This window comes from Marichromatium sp. PS1, from assembly GCF_041155115.1.
Classification (GTDB): domain Bacteria; phylum Pseudomonadota; class Gammaproteobacteria; order Chromatiales; family Chromatiaceae; genus Marichromatium; species Marichromatium gracile.
Window position 1 is genome coordinate 1,495,725 of sequence record NZ_BAAFHB010000002.1, and the last position, 22,318, is coordinate 1,518,042.

The 22,318-nt window shown below is 69.5% G+C and carries 16 protein-coding genes; 5 read left to right on the forward strand and 11 right to left on the reverse strand.

All coding sequences use genetic code 11. The annotated features are described in order from the left end of the window. Positions 1-140: 140 nt before the first annotated feature. From ACAM26_RS08190 to ACAM26_RS08200, 3 genes are all read left to right on the forward strand, one after another. Positions 141-1,916: an N-acetylglutaminylglutamine amidotransferase gene (locus ACAM26_RS08190; protein ID WP_369613414.1), complete on the forward strand. Its 1,776-nt coding sequence runs from the start codon at positions 141-143 to the stop codon at positions 1,914-1,916. Positions 1,917-2,104: 188 nt separating this feature from the next. Beyond that, positions 2,105-3,853, forward strand: a complete 1,749-nt coding sequence (gene ngg / locus ACAM26_RS08195) for an N-acetylglutaminylglutamine synthetase (protein WP_123139805.1) — start codon at positions 2,105-2,107, stop codon at positions 3,851-3,853. After that, positions 3,850-4,959 carry an osmoprotectant NAGGN system M42 family peptidase gene (locus ACAM26_RS08200; RefSeq protein WP_123139804.1) on the forward strand — a complete coding sequence of 370 codons (1,110 nt, stop codon included), beginning with the start codon at positions 3,850-3,852 and terminating at the stop codon, positions 4,957-4,959. Before ngg ends, ACAM26_RS08200 begins: the two co-directional genes overlap by 4 nt. Here the strand turns inward: ACAM26_RS08200 and ACAM26_RS08205 are convergent. The 8 genes from ACAM26_RS08205 to ACAM26_RS08240 form a co-directional block, all read right to left on the reverse strand. Continuing rightward, positions 4,956-6,221, reverse strand: coding sequence for a diguanylate cyclase (locus ACAM26_RS08205; protein WP_165913539.1), 1,266 nt, complete (start codon positions 6,219-6,221; stop codon positions 4,956-4,958). The two genes, ACAM26_RS08200 and ACAM26_RS08205, sit on opposite strands and share 4 nt — an antisense overlap. A gap of 225 nt (positions 6,222-6,446) precedes the next feature. Next, the gene (locus ACAM26_RS08210; RefSeq protein ID WP_062276659.1) at positions 6,447-6,632 is read right to left on the reverse strand and encodes a DUF2892 domain-containing protein; all 186 of its coding nucleotides are present in this window, start codon (positions 6,630-6,632) and stop codon (positions 6,447-6,449) included. A gap of 244 nt (positions 6,633-6,876) precedes the next feature. Beyond that, positions 6,877-7,566 carry a Crp/Fnr family transcriptional regulator gene (locus tag ACAM26_RS08215; protein WP_123139802.1) on the reverse strand — a complete coding sequence of 230 codons (690 nt, stop codon included), beginning with the start codon at positions 7,564-7,566 and terminating at the stop codon, positions 6,877-6,879. Beyond that, complete coding sequence (locus ACAM26_RS08220) at positions 7,563-8,765, reverse strand: Bcr/CflA family multidrug efflux MFS transporter (RefSeq protein ID WP_369613415.1); 1,203 nt, start codon at positions 8,763-8,765, stop codon at positions 7,563-7,565. The genes ACAM26_RS08215 and ACAM26_RS08220 overlap by 4 nt, the downstream gene beginning before the upstream one ends. Next, on the reverse strand, positions 8,762-9,484 hold the full coding sequence (locus ACAM26_RS08225; protein WP_123139800.1) for an alpha/beta fold hydrolase: 723 nt from the start codon (positions 9,482-9,484) through the stop codon (positions 8,762-8,764). Before ACAM26_RS08225 ends, ACAM26_RS08220 begins: the two co-directional genes overlap by 4 nt. A gap of 10 nt (positions 9,485-9,494) precedes the next feature. Continuing rightward, the gene (folE2, locus tag ACAM26_RS08230) at positions 9,495-10,343 is read right to left on the reverse strand and encodes a GTP cyclohydrolase FolE2 (RefSeq protein WP_123139799.1); all 849 of its coding nucleotides are present in this window, start codon (positions 10,341-10,343) and stop codon (positions 9,495-9,497) included. Between the two features lie 127 nt (positions 10,344-10,470). Continuing rightward, positions 10,471-11,370: a (2E,6E)-farnesyl diphosphate synthase gene (gene ispA, locus ACAM26_RS08235; RefSeq protein WP_123139798.1), complete on the reverse strand. Its 900-nt coding sequence runs from the start codon at positions 11,368-11,370 to the stop codon at positions 10,471-10,473. Continuing rightward, the gene (locus ACAM26_RS08240; protein ID WP_062276649.1) at positions 11,363-11,605 is read right to left on the reverse strand and encodes an exodeoxyribonuclease VII small subunit; all 243 of its coding nucleotides are present in this window, start codon (positions 11,603-11,605) and stop codon (positions 11,363-11,365) included. The genes ispA and ACAM26_RS08240 overlap by 8 nt, the downstream gene beginning before the upstream one ends. Before the next feature lie 120 nt (positions 11,606-11,725). Here ACAM26_RS08240 and parE point away from each other — a divergent pair, with 120 nt between their 5' ends. Then, a complete protein-coding gene (gene parE / locus ACAM26_RS08245; protein WP_123139797.1) occupies positions 11,726-13,612 on the forward strand; it encodes a DNA topoisomerase IV subunit B in 1,887 nt (628 codons plus the stop codon). A gap of 6 nt (positions 13,613-13,618) precedes the next feature. On the opposite strand, the gene ACAM26_RS08250 is transcribed toward parE, so the two are convergent. The 3 genes from ACAM26_RS08250 to ACAM26_RS08260 all read right to left on the reverse strand — a co-directional run bounded on the left by ACAM26_RS08250 (position 13,619) and on the right by ACAM26_RS08260 (position 21,159). After that, the gene (locus ACAM26_RS08250) at positions 13,619-17,245 is read right to left on the reverse strand and encodes an EAL domain-containing protein (RefSeq protein WP_369613416.1); all 3,627 of its coding nucleotides are present in this window, start codon (positions 17,243-17,245) and stop codon (positions 13,619-13,621) included. Positions 17,246-17,446: 201 nt separating this feature from the next. After that, positions 17,447-19,633, reverse strand: a complete 2,187-nt coding sequence (locus ACAM26_RS08255; RefSeq protein ID WP_369613417.1) for a tRNA(Met) cytidine acetyltransferase TmcA — start codon at positions 19,631-19,633, stop codon at positions 17,447-17,449. A gap of 209 nt (positions 19,634-19,842) precedes the next feature. Then, positions 19,843-21,159 carry a TRZ/ATZ family hydrolase gene (locus ACAM26_RS08260; protein ID WP_123139794.1) on the reverse strand — a complete coding sequence of 439 codons (1,317 nt, stop codon included), beginning with the start codon at positions 21,157-21,159 and terminating at the stop codon, positions 19,843-19,845. Positions 21,160-21,229: 70 nt separating this feature from the next. Between ACAM26_RS08260 and mtnA the strand changes: the two genes are divergently transcribed. Next, positions 21,230-22,285, forward strand: coding sequence for an S-methyl-5-thioribose-1-phosphate isomerase (gene mtnA, locus ACAM26_RS08265; protein ID WP_123139793.1), 1,056 nt, complete (start codon positions 21,230-21,232; stop codon positions 22,283-22,285). Positions 22,286-22,318 lie beyond the last annotated feature (33 nt).

Sequence of the window (22,318 nt, forward strand, 5' to 3'; positions counted from 1 at the left end):
TTGACAGTCAGCGGTCATGTGTCTACTTCCCCCCTGGTCGTTGCGAGCCACCCCTCGTGGATTGGCCGTCCTCTCGTTTCGAGTCCGACCCCGGTCGGCTGCCGTGGATGTCTTCGCCCAATCCCTAGGAGAACCTGACTATGTGTGGTTTCTGCGGTGAGATCCGCTTCGACGACCTCCCGGCGAACCTTGACGCCCTGAGTGCCATGAATGCGGCCATGACCCCGCGGGGCCCCGACGGTCATGGGGTCTGGCAACAGGGTCGGGTGGCGCTCGCCCATCGCCGGTTGTCGATCATCGATCTGAGCAATCATGCCGCGCAGCCGATGGTCGACAGCGAGCTGGGGCTGTCGATCGCCTTCAACGGATGCATCTACAACTATCGCGAGCTGCGCGGTGCGCTCGAGTCCAAGGGCTATCGCTTCTTCTCCGAGGGCGATACCGAGGTGGTGCTCAAGGCCTTTCATGCCTGGGGCGATGCCTGTGTCGAGCGCTTCCACGGCATGTTCGCCTTCGCCATCGCCGAGCGCGACAGCGGGCGGTTGACCCTGGCGCGCGATCGTCTCGGCATCAAACCGCTCTATCTCGCCGAGGTCGCCGGCGGGCTACGCTTTGCCTCGACCCTGCCGGCGCTGCTCGCCGGCGGCGGCGTCGACACCGAGATCGATCCGGTGGCGCTGCACCACTACATGCACTTCCACTCGGTGGTGCCGGCGCCGCACACCATGCTCGCCGGGGTGCGCAAGCTCGCGCCGGCGACCATCCGCGTCGTCGAGCCCGATGGCCGTCAGCGCGATCGCTGCTACTGGTCGCCGAGCTTCGAGCCGTTGGCCGAGGAGCGCGGACTCGGTTACGAGGACTGGCAGGAGCGCGTCCTCGCGGCGCTGCGCACCGCCGTCGAGCGCCGCCTGGTGGCCGACGTCGACGTCGGTGTGCTGCTCTCCGGCGGACTCGACTCGAGCCTGATCGTCGGTCTGCTCGCCGAGCACGGCCAGCGCGGACTCAACACCTTCTCGGTCGGCTTCGAGTCGGTCGGCGGCGAGGCCGGTGATGAGTTCCAGTACTCCGACATCATCGCCCGTCACTACGGCACCACGCACCACAAGATCCGTGTCGACTCGGCCGCGCGGCTGCTCCCGGAGCTGCCCAACTGCGTGCGGGCGATGTCCGAGCCGATGGTCAGCCATGATGTCATCGGCTTCTACCTGCTCTCGCAGGAGGTGGCCAAGCACGTCAAGGTGGTGCAGAGCGGGCAGGGGGCCGATGAGGTCTTCGCCGGTTATCACTGGTACCCGCCGATGGTCGGCAGCAGCGACCCGGTCGGTGACTATGCCCGCGCCTTCTGCGATCGTAGCCATGCCGAGTTCTGCGAGGCGGTCGATCCGCGCTTCCACGGCGCCGACCACAGCCGCGCCTTCATCGCCGCGCACTTCGCCGGCGCCGGCGCCAGCGACGCGCTCGACAAGGCGTTGCGGCTCGATCAGCAGATCATGCTGGTCGACGACCCGGTCAAGCGGGTCGACAACATGACCATGGCCTGGGGGCTGGAGGCGCGCGTGCCCTTCCTCGATCACGAACTGGTCGAGCTGGCGGCGCGGATGCCCGGCGAGCACAAGCTCACCGATGACGGCAAGGGTGTGCTCAAGGCGATCGGACGCAAGATCATCCCCAGCGAGGTGATCGATCGTCCCAAGGGTTATTTCCCGGTGCCCGCGCTGAAGTATCTGCGCGGGGAGGTGCTGGAGACGGTGACCGACCTGGTGCGCTCGCAGCGTGCCCGCGAGCGCGGGCTGTTCCGCTCGGACTATGTCGAGCACCTGCTGGCCGCGCCCGACGAGCACATCACCCCGCTGCGCGGCTCGAAGCTGTGGCAGGTGGCGCTGCTCGAGCTGTGGCTGCAGGAACACGGGATCTGAGCGCGGGCGGCGTCAGGGAACGACCTGCCGGGCCGCCCGGCATGCGTTGAATCATGCGCTCGCACCCGCCTCGCGGCGGCTGCGAGCGCTTGGCCTGGGGTTCGGTCGGATGCGTCCGGTCGGACTTCGCCCTGGCGCCCGAGCGACGTCATCCGATCCATGCCAGTGACGCAGACAGGACAGCCAGCATGACCATGAAAGAGCGCATCCATCACCGTCTCGAGCGCAGCCGTGCCCCATCGGTCAAGAACTGGGACCGCCGACCACGGACCGATCAGACCCTGGGGCAGTCGGCCAGCGTCGACTGCGGCTGGGGCAGGCTGTTGTTCGGGCAGACCTTCAGCGACCCGGCCGAGATCGCGCGCGCGCTCCAGCAGGAGCGCCCCGGTACCCGCGACGTGGCGCTCTATCTCAATGAGCCGCACGTGGTGCTGGCGCAGGCGCCGCAGGACCTCTTCCTCGACCCCTCGCACACCTTCCGGCTGTGGTTCGAGCGCTACCAGTCCTGCCAGCGCCGCCCCAAGGGGTTCCATATCCGCCTGGTCAACTGCCGTGCCGACGCCGAGGCGATCCAGCGGCTCTATATCAGTCGCGGCATGGTGCCGCCGGGGGCGGACTTCGTCTGGGCGAACCGCACCTCCAAGGTGCTGACCTACTGGGTCGCGGAGGACGAGCAGGACGGCTCGCTGCTCGGCGTGGTCAACGGTGTCGACCATGCCGCAGCCTTCGACGATCCCGAGAACGGCGCCAGCCTGTGGGCGCTCGCCGTCGACGCCCAGGCCCCCTATCCGGGGATCGGCGAGACGCTGGTGCGTCAGGTCATCGAGTATTATCTGGCGCGTGGTCGCGCCTTCCTCGATCTCTCGGTGATCCACGACAACAGCAACGCCATTCGTCTCTACCAGAAGCTCGGCTTCGGCCGCATCCCGGCGTTCGCGGTCAAGAACAAGAACGCCTTCAACGAGCCATTGTTCATGGGACGTCAGCCCGAGGCCGATCTCAACCCCTATGCCACCATCATCGTCAAGGAGGCGCGGCGTCGCGGCATCGGGGTCGAGGTGATCGACGCCGAGGCGGGCTACTTCGCGCTGACCCTCGGCGGTCGTCGGGTGGTGTGTCGCGAGAGTCTCAGCGAGATGACCAGTGCGGTGGCGATGAGCCGCTGCGACGACAAGGCGGTCACCCACCGGCTGTTGCGCCATGCCGGGCTGCGGGTGCCCGAACAGGCCCGCTTCCAGGCGCTCGATCAGGCCGAAGCGCTGCTCTCGCGGCTCGGCAGCCTGGTGGTGAAGCCCGCGCGCGGCGAGCAGGGGGCGGGGATCAGCGTCGATGTGCGCGACGCCAAGTCGCTGGAGCTGGCGATCGGCGCGGCGCGTCGGGTCTGCGAGACGGTGATCCTCGAGGAGTACGTGCAGGGCCACGACCTGCGCATCATCGTCATCGACTACCAGGTGGTGGCCGCCGCCATCCGCCGTCCGGCGCACGTCGTCGGCACCGGGCGCCACAGTATCCGCGACCTGATCCAGGCGCAGAGCCGCCGCCGGCGCGCCGCCACCGGCGGCGAGAGCAACATCCCGATGGACGAGGAGACCTCGCGCTGCGTGCGCGAGGCTGGCTTCGTGCTCGAGCACATCCTGCCCGAGGGGCAGATGCTGCAGGTGCGCAAGACCGCCAACCTGCATACCGGCGGGACCATCCACGATGTCACCGCCGAGCTGCACCCGGCGCTCGCCGAGGCCGCCGAGGCCGCGGCGCGCGCGCTCGAGATCCCGGTGACCGGGCTCGACTTCATCGTGCCCTCGGTTTCCGAGCCCGAGTATGTGATCATCGAGGCCAACGAGCGTCCGGGGCTGGCCAACCACGAGCCGCAGCCGACCGCCGAGCGCTTCGTCGACCTGTTGTTCCCGCAGACCGCGACCCGGGAGGAGTTCCCTTGAAGCTACCCGCCATCGATTCGAATTATCTGGTCGATATCCTGCTGAAGCTGTTGTTCACCCCGAGTCCCTCGGGCTATACCGATCGGGTGGTTCATCTGGTGTGCGAAGAGCTCGAGCGCCTCGGCGTGCCCTTCGAGCTGACCCGGCGCGGGGCGATCCGCGCCACCCTGGAAGGGCGGGTGTCGCAGCCCGACCGCGCCGTGGTCGCCCACATCGATACCCTCGGTGCCATGGTCAAGGGACTCAAGGAGAACGGCCGCTTGCAGCTGGTGCCGGTAGGGCACTGGAACGCGCGCTTCGCCGAGGGCGCGCGCGCAACCCTGTTCACCGACACCGGCCAGCTGCGCGGAACCATCCTGCCGATGAAGGCCTCGGGACACACCTTCGGTCCAGAGATCGACGATCAGCCCGGGGGCTGGGATCACGTCGAGTTTCGCATCGACACACGGGTCTCTGACCTGCACGGGCTGTTGCGCCTGGGGGTGCACGTCGGCGACTTCCTCGCCATCGACACCTGCCCGGAGATCACCGACACCGGCTTCATCAACGCCCGTCATCTCGACGACAAGGCCGGTGCCGCGGTGCTGCTGGCGACCATCGAGGCGGTGCAGCGCGAGCGCCCCGACCTGCCCGTCGACTGCCATCCGCTGTTCACCATCTCCGAGGAGGTCGGCTCCGGCGCCTCGGCGGCGTTGCATCAGGACGTCGCCGAGATGCTCACCATCGACAACGGCACCACCGCGCCGGGACAGAACTCGAGCGAGTTCGGGGTGACCATCGCGATGGCCGACCAGAGCGGTCCCTTCGACTACCACCTCACCCATCGCGTCATCCAGCTCTGCCAGGAGTTCACCATCCCCCATCAGCGCGATGTCTTCCGCTACTACCGCTCCGACAGCGCCGCCGCGCTCGAGGCCGGCAACGACGTGCGCACCGCGCTGGTGACCTTCGGCGTCGATGCCTCGCACGGCTACGAGCGCATCCATCTCGATGCCCTGGAATCGCTGGCGCGGTTGGTCGGGGTCTACATGCAGGCACCGCCGCTGTTCAGTCGCGACCGCTACGAGATGGGGCCGCGCGCCGGCTTCCCGACCCAGCCGGGCTAGTCCTCGGGCGCCAGACAGGCCACGCGATTACGCCCGCTGTGCTTGGCGCGATAGACCGCCTGGTCGGCGCGCGCCAGTGTCTGGTCGAGCGGCTCGCCGGGACGGCCCAGACTGACCCCGAGACTGGCGGTGGTGGGCACGGCCGACTCGCGCGCGATCGCCCGGCGTAGCTTCTCGGCGGTGCGCTCGCCGTCTCTCAGGTTGCTGTAGGGCAGCACCAGCAGGAACTCCTCGCCCCCCCAACGCGCACACAGGTCGCTCTTGCGGGTGTGCTGACACAGTACCCTGGCGACGGCCTGGAGTACCGCATCGCCGCGATCGTGCCCGAGTTCGTCGTTGATCCGCTTGAAGTGATCGAGATCGATGAACACGGTCGCGTACTCACAGGCCCGACCGCGGGTACGCGCCATCGCCCGGTCGAGTCCGCGGCGGTTGAGCAGTCCGGTCAAGGGGTCGCGTTCGGCCTGCTCCAGCGCGCGACAATGCGCCAGTTCGGCGTCGGTGATGTCGTGCAGGGTGAGCACGAAACCACCGACATCCGGCAACCGTCGGCACTCGGCGAGCAGATAGCCGCGTCGTCCGCGACACTCCACCTGGAGCTTGACCGGTCCGCGCGCCGCCGACTCCTCGATCCAGGCCGGAGAGGGGGTGAAGGGGCGGCCGTTGAGCGTCTTGAAGTAGTGACAGATACAGCCGCGTTCGCGCTGGAAGGCGGCCATGTCGTGGATGCCGAAATACTCGCGCAGTGCCGCATTGGCCTGTCTGAGTCGCTGGCCGTCGCTGATCCCGATCATCGCCGGGTTGCAATCGATGATCTGGGCGAGCAGCGCGCGCTCGCGCTCGAGCGCCTGGCGCAGCCGCACCTCCTCGGTGACGTCCTTCTGGTTGGAGAAGAAGTAGCGGATGCTGCCGTCGGGGTTGCGGATCGGGGTGATGTTCCAGGAGACCCAGTAAGGCGTGCCGTCCTTGCGATAGTTGACGGTCTGGCCGGCAAACTCCTCGCCCCGTTCGAGGTTGCGGCGCAGCCGGTCGAGGACCGCGCGCTCGGTGCGCTCGCCCTGGAGGATGCGCGGTGTGCGCCCGATCAGCTCCGCGCGGGTATAGCCGGTCATGCGCTCGAAGGCCTTGTTGACGTAGAGGATCTTGGGGTGGTCGTCGTCGAGTTCGGCGCTGGTGATGATGACGCTGGTCAGGGCCTCGTTGAGCACCGCGAGCAGTTCATCGGAGGGGAGGTCGCCGTTCGGTAGGTCGTGTGCGGCCATGACGGGGCGGTTCGGACGCATGGCGCTGTCCGGCCGGGCGTCCAGGTTCGAGGATGGGGGGAGAGGCCTATCCTGATGCCGGCGCTGGCCGGTGCCTTCGCGTCTCCCGTGGCGTCCGCCGATCGTGTGCGATCGGGTTGGCTGCTAAAGGATACGTGAGATCGGGGTCAGGTGCACCAACCGGCGCCTGATGCCGTGACCCCGATCCGATATGGTCGCGGACGATCAGTCCTTGGCGGCGGTGTTGATGCCGAAGGGCACATAGGCCGGGCACCAGCCGATCAGTGCGGTGGCCAGCGGCACCAGACCGATGGCGCCGAGCCAGTTCTGGGCGATCAGGCCCCAGAGCAGCAGTACTGCGCCGATGGCCAGACGGATGTTGCGGTCGGTGGAGCCGATGTTCTTGGTCATGTCGTTACCTCGTCGATGGGTTGATGGTCGAGAGGTTAACGCGTAGCGCTGCGCCACTCTGTGACTATGTCACCCAGCAGCGCCAGAGGCGTGGCGAGCAGTCGCTCGGCCTTGTCGAGGCGGCGCCCCAGGCGTGGGTCGGGCTCGAGCCATGGGGCGCCTGTCCTGGCGTGTCGGCGTCGAGCAAACCCAGGTCATCATGACTTGTGCGCGTTTTGCCGGCTGGCGGTCCAGACCGCTGTCCTCAGTCGATCGTGTCGCGCGCCCCGAGCAGACCGGGGTCGAGCAGCTCGATGCGTCCGCGCCCGGTACGCAGCGCGCCGCGGCCCTCGAGTTCACCGAGCAGTCGGGTGATCACCTCGCGCGAGCTGCCGAGTTCGACGGCCAGCGCCTGATGGGTAGTGTGCAGCATCGCCGGTCGTCCCGCGGCCTGCCAGCGATGCAGCAGCAAGGCCGCGAGGCGCTGGTCGAGCGGCTTGAAGAGGATCGCGTCGAGCACCCCGAAGACCTCGCCGAGGCGCTCGGCGACCAGCCCGAAGACGAACTCGCGCCAGGGCGCCGATGCGGCCATCCAGCGTCGGACATCGGCGGCGCCGACGACCACCGCCTCGATCGCCGTCTCGCACACCGCGAAGGCGGGGAAGGGCCGCGCGCTGAGGATGCAGGCGGCGGTGACCACGCAGCTCTCGCCCGGCCCGATGCGATACAGGGTGACCTCGCGACCGTTCTCGCCGAGCTTGTAGATCCGTGCCGTGCCCGCCAGCGCCAGCGCCAGCTGTGCACAGCTGCCGCCGTCGTGACAGATGATGTGTCCGGCCGGCAGCCGCGCGGTGACGGCGCGGTCGAAGAAGGCCTCGCGGAAATCGCGCTCGGCGGTGCGCAGGAAGGCGAAGTGTTCGAGCAGTCGAGCCCGTTGCTGGGGGTCCTGGATCATGACGGGGCGTCGTGGCGCGGACGGACGAGATGGAACAACAACAGTGCCGCCAGTCCGCTGCCGGCCATGCCCAGCAGCAGCGGCGTCGGGCTGGCGTCGTGGACCAGACTGATCAACGTGGCCACCGCGGCGCCGGCGCCGAAGCGCGCGGCACCGGCGAGCGCCGAGGCGGTCCCGGCCAGACGCGGGAAGAAGCTCATGAAGCCGGCGGTGGCGTTGCCCAGCACCAGTCCCATCATCCCCAGATAGAGCGCGGTGGTCGGTGCCAGCAACCAGATCGGCGGTGCGCCGTGGAGCGCCAGCCCCAAGGCCACGAGTGCCACCGTCGCCTGGGTGGCGAGACCGATGGCGAGCAGACGGTCGGCGCCGAGACGGGGGATCAGTCGGGCGTTGAGCGTGGCCGTCACCATGGTCAGGGCGACGTTGGCGGCGAACACCAGCCCGAACTGGCCGGCGCCGAGCCCGTAGTACTCGATATAGACATAGGGCGAGGCGACGATGAACACCATCATCCCGGAGAAGCTGCTGGCGCCGGCGAGCAGATAGGCGAGCGCGGCGCGGTGGCCGAACAGGCGCAGATAGTTGCGCAGGATGTGGCCGAGGTCGAGACGATGACGGTGCTGGTGGTGCAGGGTCTCGGGGATGAGCGCGAGAAACAGCGCCAGCGCCACCGCACCGATCGCCAGCAGCGCGATGAACACCGCGCGCCAGCCGCCGAGCCCGATCACCAGTGCGCCCAGGGTGGGGGCGACCAGCGGCGCGAAGGACATCACCAGCATGATCAGCGCCATGACGCGGGCATAGTCCTCCTTGTCGTAGAGATCGCGCACCAGCGCCGGCACCGTGACCGCCACCGCGGCGCCGCCGAGGGCTTGGATGGCGCGCGCGCCGATCAGCACCGGCAGGCTCGGCGCCAGGGCGCAGCCGAGCGCGGCGGTCATGAACAGCCCCAGCCCGGCGCTGATGGTCAGGCGTCGGCCGAGCACGTCGGAGAGCGGGCCGATGACCAGCTGGGCGAGGGCGAAGACACCGAGATAGATGGCCACGCTGAGCTGCGCCAGCTCGATCGGCCCGTTGAGCGCGCGGGCGATCTCGGGCAGGCCGGGCAGATACATGTCGATGGCGAAGGGGGTCAGCGCCGCGAGCAGCGCCAGGGGCAGGATGAGCGCGGGGCTGGTCGGGGCGATGGCGCGGTTCATCGTGGGTCGAGCAATGCGTCGAGCCGCGCCGGGGCCTCGATCAGCGGGTTGTGCCCGGCGCCGGGGATGACGTGGAGCTGGAGCCTCGGGCGCAGCATCGCCACCCGGCGCGCCAGTCCGAGGAACTTGGCATCGTCGGCGCCGACGATCCAGCGCACTCGACCGGGGTGACGGGCGAGGGTGCGCCAGGTCGGCGGCATCTCGCCGAGCCCGAGCACGGCGAGCGCGGCGGCCAGGCCCTCGGGGTCCTGGGCGAGACGTTGGGCGCGCTGGCGGGTGAGTGCGGCGGGGGCGGCGCGGGTCTGGGTGGCGAACAGCGGCAGTTGCTCCCAGGCGTCGACGAAGGCGCCGATGCCCTGTGTGCGCAGCAGCTCGATCCAGCGTCGGTCGGCCGCGCGACGGCGCGCGCGCGCGACCGGGTCGGTGAGTCCGGGGTGGGCGGAGATCAGGGTGGCGCGCCGGAAGCGCTCGGGCGCGCCCTGCAGCAGGCCGAGTGCGACCCGGCCGCCGAGCGAGTAGCCGATCAGCTCGTCGATCGAGGGCGGTAGCTGGGCGAGCAGCGCGGCGATGGTGCTCGCGAAGTCGCCCCGTGGGGGCGGGGCGGCGCCGTGACCGGGGAGGTCGATGGCCAGCGCCTCGGGGTCGTGCGCGCAGCGCGTCGCCCAGTCGGCGGCGGTGCCGGTGAAACCGTGCAGCAGCAGGCGACGCGGTGCGCTCACGCCGGGACGGTCAGAGCGAGGCCTCGGCGGTGCGGGCCTCGGCCTCCTTGTCGCGCTCGATCAGGGCGTAGGCCGAGTGGTTATGGATCGACTCGAAGTTCTCCGCCTCGACCACGTAGTAGAGGATGCGATCGTCCTCGTTGAGCCGCTTGGCAACGTCGCGCACCATGTCCTCGACGAACTTGGGGTTGTCGTAGGCGTGCTCGGTGACGTACTTCTCGTCGGGGCGCTTGAGCAGGCCGAACAGCTCGGAGGAGGCCTCCGACTCGACCATCTCGATCAGCTCCTCGATCCAGATGAAGTCGCGCATGCGCACCTGCAGGGTGACATGCGAGCGCTGGTTGTGCGCGCCGTAGGCCGAGATCTTCTTCGAGCAGGGGCACAGGCTGGTGACCGGGATCACCACCTTGACCTGCAGCGCCGGCTCGCCGTGACGGATCTCGCCGATCAGCGTCACCTCGTAGTCGAGCAGGCTCTGCACCCCGGAGACGGGGGCCTGCTTGCGCATGAAGAAGGGGAAGCGCATCTCGATGTGGCCGGCCTCGGACTCGAGCCGGGTCGACATCTCGGCGAGCATGTCCTTGAAGGAGGCGACGCCGATCTCTTCCTCATGGTTGTTGAGTACCTGCACGAAGCGCGACATGTGCGTGCCCTTGAAATCGTGCGGCAGGTAGACGTACATGTTGAAGGTCGCCACCGTATGCTGCTCATTGCCGCTGCGGTCGCGCACCCGCACCGGGTGGCGGATGTCCTTGATGCCGACCTTGTCGATGGCGATGCGACGGGTGTCGGCGCTCCCCTGGACGTCAGCGATATCGGCGGTCGCGTTGCAACGGTTGGACTCGAGCACATGCTCCATGGGTTCGCTTCCTCGACGGATCGGCGGAAAAGAGATATCGCCGCAAACCCTGGGGGTGTTGCGGCGACAAGACAATGGGTCTGGTGTCGACAGTCGCCCGGGTCGGCCCCGGGCGGTGACGGGGTTCTCAGCTGCGGCGGGTGCTCAGCCCCTCGGCGATGGCGGTGAGCGCAGCGGCGCGCTCGCCGAAGATGCTGATCGCCGAGAGTGCCTCGTCGGTCAGCTCGCGCGCCATCGCCTTGGCCTGGGCGAGCCCGACCAGCGACGGATAGGTGGCCTTTTCGAGCACCTGGTCGCGTCCGGCGGTCTTGCCGATGAGCGCGGTGTCGCCCTCGACGTCGAGCACGTCGTCCTGGATCTGGAAGGCCAGACCGATGCACTTGGCATAGCGGTCGAGCCGCTCGCGCTGGTCGTCGGTGGCGTCGCTGCGGGCGAGCAGGGCCATCTGTACCGAGGCGCGGATCAGCGCGCCGGTCTTGTGGATATGGATGTGCTCGAGCATGGCGACGTCGAGTTGGGTCCCCTCGCCCTCGGCGGCGAGGTCGAGCGCCTGACCGCCGACCATGCCGCGCGAGCCGCTGGCGCGCGCCAGCGCGGTGACCATGCCCACCCGACTCTCGGCGGAGAGCCCCGGGGCCTCGGCCAGGGCCTGGAAGGCGATCGTCTGCAGGGCGTCGCCGGCGAGGATCGCGGTGGCCTCGTCGTAGGCGCGGTGACAGGTCGGCTGGCCGCGACGCAGGTCGTCGTCGTCCATTGCCGGGAGGTCGTCGTGGATCAGCGAGTAGGCGTGGATCAGCTCCACCGCGCAGGCCGGCCGGTCGAGCAGTTCGGGGTCGATGGCGAGCGCCTCGCCGGCGGCATAGGTCAGCAGCGGGCGGATGCGCTTGCCGCCACCGAGCACGGTATAGCGCAGGGCCTCGTGCAGGCGAGCCGGCTCCACGCTGGTGCTCGGCAGCAGTTGCTCGAGCGTGTTCTCGACGCGCGCCTGGTAGCGCGAGCGGAAGGCGTCCAGATTGGTCTCAGTCATGGGTGTCGAAGGCTTCTGGCTCGGCGTCCGGCCGAGCGTCGGTGAGGATGCGCACCCGTTGCTCTGCCGTCTCCAGTGCCTGCTGACAGGTGCGGGTGAGGCCGATGCCGCGCTCGAAGGCGTCGAGCGACTGCTCGAGCGTCATCTCGTCCTGCTCGAGGGCGTCGACGATCGACTCCAGTTCGGCGAGTGCCTGTTCGAAGGTTGGCGGGGAGTGCTCGGGGGCTTTCGTCATCGGGTTTGAACCGGTGTTTGCAGGTACGGTACCGTAGGTCGGTTGAGTGGTCAAACCAGCGCGTCTTGCGCACCGCTCGTTCTCGTCCATCACCCCGCCACAGGAAGATCCAGCACGGCCATGACCGGCAACTACGACGCCTCAGCCATCGAGGTCCTCAGCGGTCTCGACCCGGTGCGCAAGCGCCCCGGGATGTACACCGACACCACCCGCCCCAACCACCTCGCCCAGGAGGTGATCGACAACAGCGTCGACGAGGCGCTCGCCGGCCATGCCAGGCGCATCGAAGTGGTGGTGTTCGCCGATGGCTCGCTGGAGGTCGCCGACGACGGTCGTGGCATGCCGGTCGATCTGCACCCCCAGCTCGGCCAGCCGGGCGTCGAGGTGATCCTCACCAAGCTCCATGCCGGGGGCAAGTTCGGCAGCGGCAGCTATCGCTTCTCCGGCGGCCTGCATGGTGTCGGCGTCTCGGTGGTCAACGCCCTGTCGAATCGCCTCGAGGTGTGGGTGCGTCGTGGCGGTCAGGAGTCGCACATGGCCTTCGCCGACGGCGAGAAGGTCAGCGAGCTGACCGTGGTCGGCAGTGTCGGGCGCAACAACACCGGCACCCGGCTGCGCTTCTGGCCCGACCCCAAGTATTTCGACAGCCCCAGGATCGCGGTGCGTGCGCTGATCCATCTGCTGCGCGCCAAGGCGGTGCTCTGCCCCGGGCTCGAGGTGCGACTGCGCGACGAGGCCGCCGACGAGGAGCACTGCTGGTGCTATCAGGACGGACTCAAGGACTATCTGCTGCAGGCGCTCGGCGGCGTCGAGCGCCTCCCCGAGCAGCCCTTCGTCGGCGACATGCAGGGCACCAACGAGGCGGCGAGCTGGGCGCTGGTGTGGCTGCCCGAGGGCGGCGAGCCGGTGGCCGAGAGCTATGTCAACCTGATCCCGACACTGCAGGGTGGCACCCATGTCAATGGCTTGCGCACCGGGCTGACCGAGGCGGTGCGCGAGTTCTGCGAGTTCCGCAACCTGCTCCCGCGCGGCGTGCGGCTGACCCCGGATGATGTCTGGAGCCGCATCGCCTATATCCTCTCGGTCAAGCTGATCGACCCCCAGTTCTCCGGCCAGACCAAGGAGCGATTGTCCTCGCGCGAGTGCGCAGCCTTCGTCTCCGGGGTGGTCAAGGATGCCTTCAGCCTGTGGCTCAACCAGCACGTCGAGTCCGGCGAGCGTATCGCCGAGTTGGCCATCGGCGCGGCCCAGGCGCGGTTGCGCGCCGGGCGCACCGTCACCCGCAAGAAGGTCACCCAGGGACCGGCGCTGCCCGGCAAGCTTGCCGACTGCACCGCCACCGACCCCGAGCGCAGCGAGCTGTTCCTGGTCGAGGGCGAGTCGGCCGGGGGGTCGGCCAAGCAGGCGCGCGATCGCGAGTTCCAGGCGATCCTGCCGCTGCGCGGCAAGATCCTCAACACCTGGGAGGTCGACCCCGCCGAGGTGCTCGCCTCGCAGGAGGTGCACGACATCGCCGTGGCCATCGGTGTCGATCCGGGCAGCGAGGACCTCTCGCGGCTGCGCTTCGGCAAGATCTGCATCCTCGCCGACGCCGACTCCGACGGTGCCCATATCGCCACCCTGCTGTGCGCGCTCTTCCTGCGGCATTTCCCTCGTCTGGTCGCCGAGGGACACGTCTATGTGGCGATGCCGCCGCTCTATCGTATCGATGTCGGCAAGCAGGTCTTCTACGCCCTCGACGAGGACGAGAAGCGCGGCGTGCTCGATCGCATCGCCGCCGAAGGCATCCGCGGCAAGGTCGGGGTGCAGCGCTTCAAGGGACTCGGCGAGATGAACCCGGCGCAGCTGCGCGAGACCACCATCGCCCCGGACACCCGGCGGCTGGTTCAGCTCACCGTCGATCCGGAGGATGGCAGCGGCGAGCTGCTCGACATGTTGCTGGCCAAGCGTCGCGCCGCCGACCGGCGCCGTTGGCTGCAGCACAAGGGGGACCTGGCCGAACTCTGATGCGGTTCAGCGTGCGTTGCGCGATTGTTCCTGTGTCTGCGTGGCGAAGGCGGCGATGAGGTTGAAGCAGGCACGCGCATCCTCGGACATGTCGACGAAGTTGAGGGTGCGCGCGCGCCAGCGCGCGAAGTCGTAGTCGTCCTCGAGGTGCTCGAGGTCGCGAAAGCCCATGCTCCAGTCGGCGAAGATGCGTTGCTTCACCACCCCTTCGTAGACCACCCGCACGCCGTGATGGCGCGGATCCTCGCGCAGTTGCTGCAGCAGGCGCAGCAGGCGGGGACGACTGCCCTCGAGCAACTGCATGAAGCTGCCGTTGAGATAGAGCAGGAAGCCGGTGAGCCCCTGGCGTCGATTGGACTCGCGCGACTGTTTGAGCAGCTCCTGTAGCTCGCGCGGACTCATCGGTTCGGTGGCCTGGCTGACATAGAGCAGGGCGTAGAGGTCGTGCTCGGCGAGCACCGTGGTCTCGGACGGCGCGGCACCGAGCAGCTCGCGCATCGTCTGCGCGGTCAGCGGGCGATAGAAGTGATAGCCCTGGACGTGGTCGCAACCCATGTCGCGCAGATAGTCGAACTGGCGGGGGTTCTCCACCCCCTCGGCGATCACCCCGAGTCCCATGGCGCGCGCCATGCTGCAGACGGCCGAGACGATGGCGCGGCTGTCGTGACGCTTGTCGAGTCCGTCGACGAACTCGCGATCGATCTTGAGGCTGCTCACCGGCAGGCGCAGCAGCTGGGCGAGCGACGAGTAACCGGTGCCGAAGTCGTCGACCGCCACTCGCAGCCCGCGCTCGGCGAGTCGGCGCAGCATGCCGAGATTGAAGTTGACGTTGCTCATCAGCGAGGTCTCGGTGAGCTCGAGCAGGATGCGCTCGGGATCGGCTCCGGTGGCCTCGAGGATGGCGACGAAGTCATCGACCAGGGTGGCGTCGTTGAGCTGGCGCGCCGAGACGTTGACGCTGATATAAGGGGCGCGCGCGCCGAAGCTGGCGCGCCACTCGGCCTCGGCCAGACAGGCCTGACGGAAGACCCACTTGCCGATCGGCACGATCGCCCCGTTCATCTCGGCGATCGGCACGAAGTGTGCCGGTGAGACCTCGCCGGCGCTCGGGAACCAGCGCAGCAGCAGCTCGGCGCCACGGATCTGCAGGGTATCGACGCTGAGGATCGGCTGGAAGCGGACCTCCAGCTCGTCGCGTTCGATCGCCTGGCGCAGCCCGTTGCTGATATCGAAGCGCCGGCGCGCCTGTTCGTGGATCTCCTCGCTGAACAGCCGGGCGCCGTCGCGTCCCTGCTCCTTGGCGGAGTACATCGCCGCGTCGGCGTTGCGCAGCAGGTCATCGGCATTGTGGGTGGTGCCGTGACCGAGCGCCACGCCGATGCTGGCGGTGGCGAACAGTTGGTGTTGGTTGAGTTGCAGCGGCTCGCGCAGCAGGTCGTTGATGCGCTCGGCGAGCGCGGTGAGGGTCGCCGCGGTGTCGACGCGGTCGCAGAGCACCACGAACTCGTCGCCACCGAGTCGCGCCACGGTGTCGCCGGGTCGGACATGGCTGACCAGTCGTTGCGCGATGCCCTTCAGGAGGGCGTCGCCGGTGGCGTGTCCGTGACTGTCGTTGACCAGCTTGAAGCCGTCGAGATCGATGAACAGCACGCCCACCCCGTGTCCCTGGGTGCGTGAGCGGGTCAGCGCGTGGGCCAGCCGTTCGCGGATCAGCGCGCGGTTGGGCAGTCCGGTGAGGGTGTCGTGCGAGGCACGCCACTCCAGTTCCTCCTCGGCCACCTTGCGGTCGGTGATGTCGCTGAGGGTGACCACCAGTACCCACTCGCCGTTGCTCATCACCTTGGAGATCGAGGCCGCGGCGGGGAAGGACGAGCCATCCTTGCGGTATCCGCTGACCTCGGTGCGCATGCCCATCCGCCGCTCGTGCTCCGGCCCATTGAGGAAGCGCTGGATGAGCTGGCCGTGGCGCTGACGGTATTGCGGCGGGATGAGCTGTTCGAGCGCCAGCCCGACCATCTCGTCGCCCCGATAGCCGAACAGCTCGGCGGCGCGCCGGTTGGCCTCGATCACCATCGATTCGGCGCTGATGGCCAGCACCGCGACATCGGCCATCGACAGCATCTGCTCGGGGCCGAAGGGCGAGGTTTGGCTGGCCGATGGTGGCTCGGTGTCGATACAGGCCAGGGTGTAGCCGGCGCGGGCATCGGCGCGCAGCGTCGGTTCGGCGACCACGGCCAGCTGGCGCAGGCTGCCGTCGTTCAGGCGTGCCTGCAGCATGCCTTGCCACTCGTCCTGTTCGGCCAGGTTGCGGCGCGCCTCGGCCAGTGGTTCGTCGGCCTCGGCCCAGAGCAGGGTGATCGGCTTGCCGAGCAGCTCGGACTCCTCGGCGATCCCCCAGCGCTTGAGCAGTGCCCGGTTGACGTACTCGATCCGGTCACGGTCGTCGACACCGACCACGGCGACCTGGGGGACCACGGCCCTGGTCTCGTGCTCCTGCCCGTCGGGCTTGTCTCCGGCGTCGTCGGGGTGCGGTCGCCGCTGCAGGTGGGAGTAACGCTCGGGGATCTCAGGGGCGGTAAGGCCGAAGGACTCGATGATCTCGAAACGCCCGGCGAAGTCGCAGCGCGCCAGATGGCCGTTGACCGCCGCGTGATGGGTGATCGGATCCATCCGTACCTCTCCCTGTGGCGCCTCGATGACGACCTGCTCGAGCGCCTCGACCAGCGCCTCGGGCTCGACCGAGCCGGCGCAATTGGCTGCCTGGGCGAAGGCGTGCACGCAGACATAGGTGCCCTCGCCGAAGTTGGTCAGCACGCCACGCCCCTCGGGGTGCAGCGCCTCGACCTCGGGGAGGGCGGCGAGCGCGCGCAGATAGCGGTGGTTGGCCGGGGTGTCGAGGCCCATGAAATAGGTGCTGCTCGAATAGAAGCCCTCGCGCACCTCGGGTGCGAGGTGCGCGGCCATGGCCTCGTCGAAATGGCCCATGACCACGGCCATGCGTGACTTGAGACCGAGCTGGTCGAAGCGGTTGAGCAGCTCGATCTGGTCGGCCCCGGCGAAGTAGGGCACGAAGACATCGGCGCCGGAGCGCTCGACCCGGTTGAGCAGGGCGCCGAGCCGGGCGCTGCCGAAGGGAAGATATTCTTCTCCCACCACCTCGCCGCCACAGGCGACGAGCGCGCGCTTGGCCGCGTCGATCGAGCCGCGCGGCCACTCGTAGTTGCTGCCGGCGAAGAACATCTTGGGGCCGGCCAGCCGCGCCATGTAGGGGATCATATGATCGATCTGCTGGTTGGGCAGGGCGGCGAAATTGAAGAAATAGCGGTGGTGGATGCTGCCTTCGTAGAAGGAAAAGTTGAGATAGGGCACGCGGCGTGGCTGCGAGACCCGCCCGGCCACGGCGATGCGCGAGTTCGACAGCAGGTTGCCGATCAGTGCCACGCAGCGATGGGTGTCGATCAGTCGGGCGGCGGTCGGTACGGCGGTCTCGGGCTGGCTGCCGTCGTCGACGATCACCAGTTCGAGGGGGCGGCCGAGTACCCCGCCGGCGGCGTTGATCTCGACACAGGCGATACGCCCGGCCCAGGAGATCTCCGGGCCGTAGAGCGAGACCAGGCCGGTGAGCGGCGGCATCAGGCCAATTCGGATCGGGGTAGCGATACTGTCCGGCATGCGAATCCAGGTCGAGCTTGAAAGGGGCGGCTGGCAGCTTGTGGGCATCCACTGGCAGTGTAGACGCAGTTGGACCTCGAACGCACGGCCCCGAGGGGGAAATGCGATCGCTTTCCAGTCGATTCCAGCGGCGTCATCCCTGGTCGGATCGCGGTGTCAGGCTCAGGGTGTCCGGGGTGTGGTCTTGTCGGCACCTGCCCCCGGCATGGCCGCTTCCAGCAATCGTCCCGTGACCATCCTGAGCTGCTCGGTGAGCGCCTCTCGGCCGCTCGCGGAGAAGCGCTCGACCAGTGTCGCCGGGGCATGCAGCTGGAGTGCGCAGGCGACCAGCAGTGCCGCCTCGTCCGGGGTGATCCGTCCTGCCCGCAGCGTCTCGGCGAGCCGCACCCGCGTCAGCCCGGCCAGTGGCGCGAGGCTCGCCTCGAGGGTGCGGTGGGCGTTGGCGAAGGCGTGCAGCTCGGCGATGTCCTCCTCCAGGGCGTTGCGGCTCGGCGGGGGCAGTGCGCTGAGCAGTGCCGCGGCGATCCTCGGGTCGAGGGCGCGCAACGGCCCGGCAAGCAAGACCCCGATCCGCGCGCCGAGTCGGCGCTCGGCGCGGGTCGCCAGTCGCTCACCCGCCGCCGAGCAGGCCGCGAGCAGCACCACCGCGTGTTCGCCGCTGGCGGCGTTGCGGCTGGTGCCGACCTGCGCCAGTCGCCAGCCCTGGTGGCGCCAGAAGGCGAGCAACTCAGGGGTGGCGCCGAAGCTGGTGCCGACCAGATCGAGGCCCTCGGCGCGCGCCGCCGCCTGCAGGGTCGTCAGCAGTCGCGCGCCCAGTCCGTGTCGGCGCAGCGCCGGGTGGGTGGCGATGCGCACCACCCGCAGCGCGCGCAGCGCCGGCGCCTCGGCCAGCCCGGCATGGGCCGAGAGGGTCTGCGGCAGCAGATGACCGCGCGGGCGCCGGCGTCCCTCGAAGATCGCCGCGCGCAGCGCCGGGTCGTCGATGCCGCCCTCGGCGCTGGCGATCAGGGTCGCCACCACCCGGCCCGCGAGCCGACAGGCATAGACCCGCACCCCGGGGCCGTCGAGCAGCATCCGCAGGTCCGCCGGGCGGGTCTGGTAATGGGCCTGGACCAGCAGCCCGAACAGCGCCCCGAGCGTCGTCTCGTCCCCGGCCAGGGTGTCGCGATCGAGGCGTTCGCAGGTGATGCCCGCGAGCGTCGTGCTGCTCGGCGGGTCGATCGCGGGGATGGCCGCATCGAGCAGCAGGGCGCGGAAGCCCAGCGTCTCGAGCGGGTCGTGCGCGGCCCAGCGGATCGGTTGTTCGAGCCGCTCGAGCCGCCACCCCGGGGTGTGGCGCTCGAGCGCATCGCGAAAGCGCAGCTCGAACCCCCGTCCGGTGCCCTCGTAGCCGTGGACGGTGGCGGCGAACACCAGTCGCGGGTAGCGGTGCAGCAGCCCTTCGAGCAGGGGGGCGGGGATCGCCGCGGCCTCGTCGACCAGTACCAGATCGGCGGCGGGGTGGCGGTCGAGCAGGTCGGCGGGGGCGACGAAGTCGAGCCCCGAGTGGCTTCCGGCATGTCCGAGCAGGGTCGCCGCCGCGCCCCGGTTGGGCGCGGTGACGAGGATGCGATAGTCCTCGGCCTCGGCGAGCAGCCGCCGCGCGGCGATGCCGAGCGCCGCGCTCTTGCCGCGCCCGCGATGGGCGCTGAGCACCAGCGGGCGATGAGCGCGTCCGCGCGCCACCCGCAGCACCGCCGCGATCGCCCGCGCCTGATCGGCGCTCGCCGCGCCCTCGGCGTCCGGGGCTGGCGGCGGGGCCGGGGCCGGCGCGCGGGGGGCGGGTTGCGGCCAGTGGGCAGGGGGCTGCGACTGGTCGATGTGGGCCAGTGCGGGGTCGCTCGCCAGCACCCGCGCCAGCCGCGCGATGAAGCGCCCGCCCGGTTGTGGCGGATGGGGCCAGGGGGCGAGGCGCGCGGTCTGCGGGTCGGTCAGGGTCGACCACTCGGCCAGCGGCGGGGTCAGCAGCAGCAACAGCCCGCCGCCGATCAGCGCGCCGGTGGCGGCGCCGAAGGCATCGGGGTCGAAGCCGCCGTGGGCGTCGTAGACCAGCAGCGCCAGTTCGCCCCCGAGCAGCTTGCGGGCAGCGCCCAGCGGTTCAGCCTGGGGTGGGCTCGCGCGTGCCGAGAGCCAGGTCGTCGCCAGCCCCGGCAGCGCCGCGAGCACCGCCAGCGCCTGACGCTCACACCAGCCGACCTCGCCGCTGACCAGCAACACCCGGCGCTGTCGACACCCCAGCGCCTCGGCGCGCAGCGCCCGCGCCAGCGCGACGATGGCCGTTGCTTGTGGTGACGGGGCCGGGGTGGGCATGGTTCAGGCGTCAGCCTTCAGTCGCCAGTGTTGGCGGGAGCGATTTGAATCGCAAAGACGCGAAGCGCACGAAGGGATGAAAGGCTGCTGGAGGAGAGGCGATCTGGCGATGCAACGCTTGAATACAGGCTCCCACGGGAAACTGTTGCCTTCTTTGCGTCCTTCGCGTCTTTGCGGTTCAACAGCTTGCAACTGTGCCCCGGCGTTGCTCAATCGCTCGCGGCCAGGCGCTCGCCCCAGGTGCGGGCGCGGGCGAAGGTGTCGGCGGTGTCGATCAGGGTCGGGGCACCGTCGCGCAGTACCTGGCGGCCGTTGATCCAGACCTGGCGCACCTGATGGCTGCTGGCGGCGTAGACCAGCTGCGAGGTGGGGTGATAGACCGGCTGGGTGTGGGCATCGCCGAGGTCGACGGCGACGATGTCGGCGGCCTTGCCGGTCTCGAGCGAGCCGATCTCGTCATCGAGCCCGAGGGCGCGCGCGCCGTTGATGGTGGCCATGCGCAGCGCGGCGCTCGCCGGGACGGCGGCGGCCGAGCCGGAGACGCCCTTGGCGAGCAGCGCTGCGGTGCGCATCTCGCCGAGCATGCTGAGATCATTGTTGCTGGCCGCGCCGTCGGTGCCGAGGGCGACGTTGACCCCGGCCTCGAGCAGTCTGGCGAGCGGACAGAAGCCGCTGGCGAGCTTGAGGTTGGACTCGGGGCAGTGGACGACATGGGCGCCGGTGGCGGCGAGACGCTCGATCTCGGCGTCCTCGAGCTGGGTCATGTGCACCGCCAGCAGCGCCGGGTCGAGCAGCCCGAGCCCGTCGAGCCGCGCCAGCGGGCGCTGGCCGTGATCGCGCAGCGACTGCGCGACCTCGTCGCGGGTCTCGTGGACATGGATGTGGATCGGGATCTCGAGCTGATCGGCGAGGGTGCGCACCCGGCCCAGCGGCGCGTCGGAGACGGTATAGGGCGAGTGCGGGGCGAAGGCGACCTGGATCAGCGGATGATCGCGATAGCGTTCGTGCAGCGCCAGCCCCTTGGCGATATAGCCGTCGGCGTCGGCGGCATAGCCGGTGGGAAAATCGATCACGATCATGCCGATGACCGCGCGCATCCCGGCCTCGGCGGTGACCTGGGCGCTGACCTCGGGGTGGAAGTACATGTCGTTGTAGCAGGTCACGCCGCCGCGCAGCATCTCGAGCACCGCCAGGCGGGTGCCGTCGCCGACGAAGGCGGGATCGACCCAGCGCTGCTCGGCCGGCCAGATGTGCTCGTGCAGCCAGGTCATCAGCGGCAGGTCGTCGGCGAGCCCGCGCATCAGACTCATCGCCGCGTGGGTGTGAGCGTTGATCAGCCCGGGGATGAGCACATGGCCGGGGAGTTCGATCTCGCGTTGCGCCTCGATGCTGGCGCGCGCCTCGGTCGAGGGTAGCAGCGCCTGGATACGCCCCTCGGACACCGCGATCGCATGGTCGTCGAGCTGGCTGTCGGCGGCGTCGACCGGGAGAATCCACGGGGCATGAATGAGGAGCTCGGCTTGCATCGATAGGGGTCCTTTGGTGACGGCGGCAAAATCGGGGACAATGCGCGCAAAATGCCACAAGGAGCCTTTGATGGAAACTGCAACCCCGTTCGTCCCCACCCCCGATGACGCCGTGCGCTGGCAGGACGATCGTCTCTATCTGCTCGACCAGCGGGTGCTGCCCGCGCGTATCGAGGTGCTGGCCTACGATGACGCCGCCGCCGTCGCCGAGGCGATCCGCGACATGGTGGTGCGGGGCGCGCCGGCGATCGGTGTGGCCGCGGCCTATGGCGTGGCGCTTGCCGGGCGCACCGCCTTCGCCGCCGCCGGGACGGACTGGAAGCAGGCCATCGAAGGTGATCTGGAGCGGCTCGCCGGGTCGCGTCCGACGGCGGTCAACCTGTTCTGGGCGATTCGGCGGATGCGCGCGCTGATCGCCACCCTGGGTGCCGCCGACCCCTTCGCCGCGCTGCTCGCCGAGGCGCGCGCGGTGCACGAGGAGGACCGCGCGGCCAACCGGCGTATCGGTGAGCTGGGCGCGGCGCTGATCACCGCGCCGACCGAGATCATCACCCACTGCAACGCCGGCGCCCTGGCCACCGGCGGTTATGGCACCGCGCTCGGCGTGGTGCGCGCCGCGCACGCCGCGGGCAAGGTCGAGCGGGTCTACGCCGACGAGACCCGGCCGTGGATGCAGGGCGCGCGGCTGACCGCCTGGGAGCTGATGCAGGACGACATCCCGGTCACCCTCCAGGCCGACTGTGCGGCCGCCAGCCTGATGGCGCAGGGGCGGGTCGGCTGGGTGGTGGTCGGCGCCGATCGCATCACCGCCAACGGCGACGTCGCCAACAAGATCGGTACCTATGGTCTGGCGGTGATGGCGCGTCATCACGGCATCCGCTTCATGGTCGCGGCGCCGACCTCGACCATCGACATGGGGCTGGCCACCGGCGCCGAGATCCCGATCGAGGAGCGCGATCCGGCCGAGCTGCTCGGCTGCGGCGGCAACCCGGTGGCGCCGGCGGGCTGCGCGGCGCGCAACCCGGTGTTCGACGTCACCCCGGCGGCACTGGTCGATGCCATCGTCACCGAGCGCGGGGTGGTGCTCGAGCCGACCCCTGAACGGATGCGCGCGCTGATGGGCTGAGGCGGGCGTCGGGTTGGACCTTGGGCCGCGCGC

Excerpts from the sequence above, each read along its gene's own strand:
- ACAM26_RS08190 (WP_369613414.1), top strand. The coding sequence starts at position 141 with ATGTGTGGTTTCTGCGGTGAGATCCGCTTCGACGACCTCCCGGCGAAC.
- ngg (WP_123139805.1), top strand. The coding sequence starts at position 2,105 with ATGACCATGAAAGAGCGCATCCATCACCGTCTCGAGCGCAGCCGTGCC.
- ACAM26_RS08205 (WP_165913539.1), bottom strand. The coding sequence starts at position 6,221 with ATGGCCGCACACGACCTACCGAACGGCGACCTCCCCTCCGATGAACTG.
- ACAM26_RS08210 (WP_062276659.1), bottom strand. The coding sequence starts at position 6,632 with ATGACCAAGAACATCGGCTCCACCGACCGCAACATCCGTCTGGCCATC.
- ACAM26_RS08215 (WP_123139802.1), bottom strand. The coding sequence starts at position 7,566 with ATGATCCAGGACCCCCAGCAACGGGCTCGACTGCTCGAACACTTCGCC.
- ACAM26_RS08220 (WP_369613415.1), bottom strand. The coding sequence starts at position 8,765 with ATGAACCGCGCCATCGCCCCGACCAGCCCCGCGCTCATCCTGCCCCTG.
- folE2 (WP_123139799.1), bottom strand. The coding sequence starts at position 10,343 with ATGGAGCATGTGCTCGAGTCCAACCGTTGCAACGCGACCGCCGATATC.
- ispA (WP_123139798.1), bottom strand. The coding sequence starts at position 11,370 with ATGACTGAGACCAATCTGGACGCCTTCCGCTCGCGCTACCAGGCGCGC.
- ACAM26_RS08240 (WP_062276649.1), bottom strand. The coding sequence starts at position 11,605 with ATGACGAAAGCCCCCGAGCACTCCCCGCCAACCTTCGAACAGGCACTC.
- parE (WP_123139797.1), top strand. The coding sequence starts at position 11,726 with ATGACCGGCAACTACGACGCCTCAGCCATCGAGGTCCTCAGCGGTCTC.
- ACAM26_RS08250 (WP_369613416.1), bottom strand. The coding sequence starts at position 17,245 with ATGCCGCCGCTCACCGGCCTGGTCTCGCTCTACGGCCCGGAGATCTCC.
- ACAM26_RS08255 (WP_369613417.1), bottom strand. The coding sequence starts at position 19,633 with ATGCCCACCCCGGCCCCGTCACCACAAGCAACGGCCATCGTCGCGCTG.
- ACAM26_RS08260 (WP_123139794.1), bottom strand. The coding sequence starts at position 21,159 with ATGCAAGCCGAGCTCCTCATTCATGCCCCGTGGATTCTCCCGGTCGAC.
- mtnA (WP_123139793.1), top strand. The coding sequence starts at position 21,230 with ATGGAAACTGCAACCCCGTTCGTCCCCACCCCCGATGACGCCGTGCGC.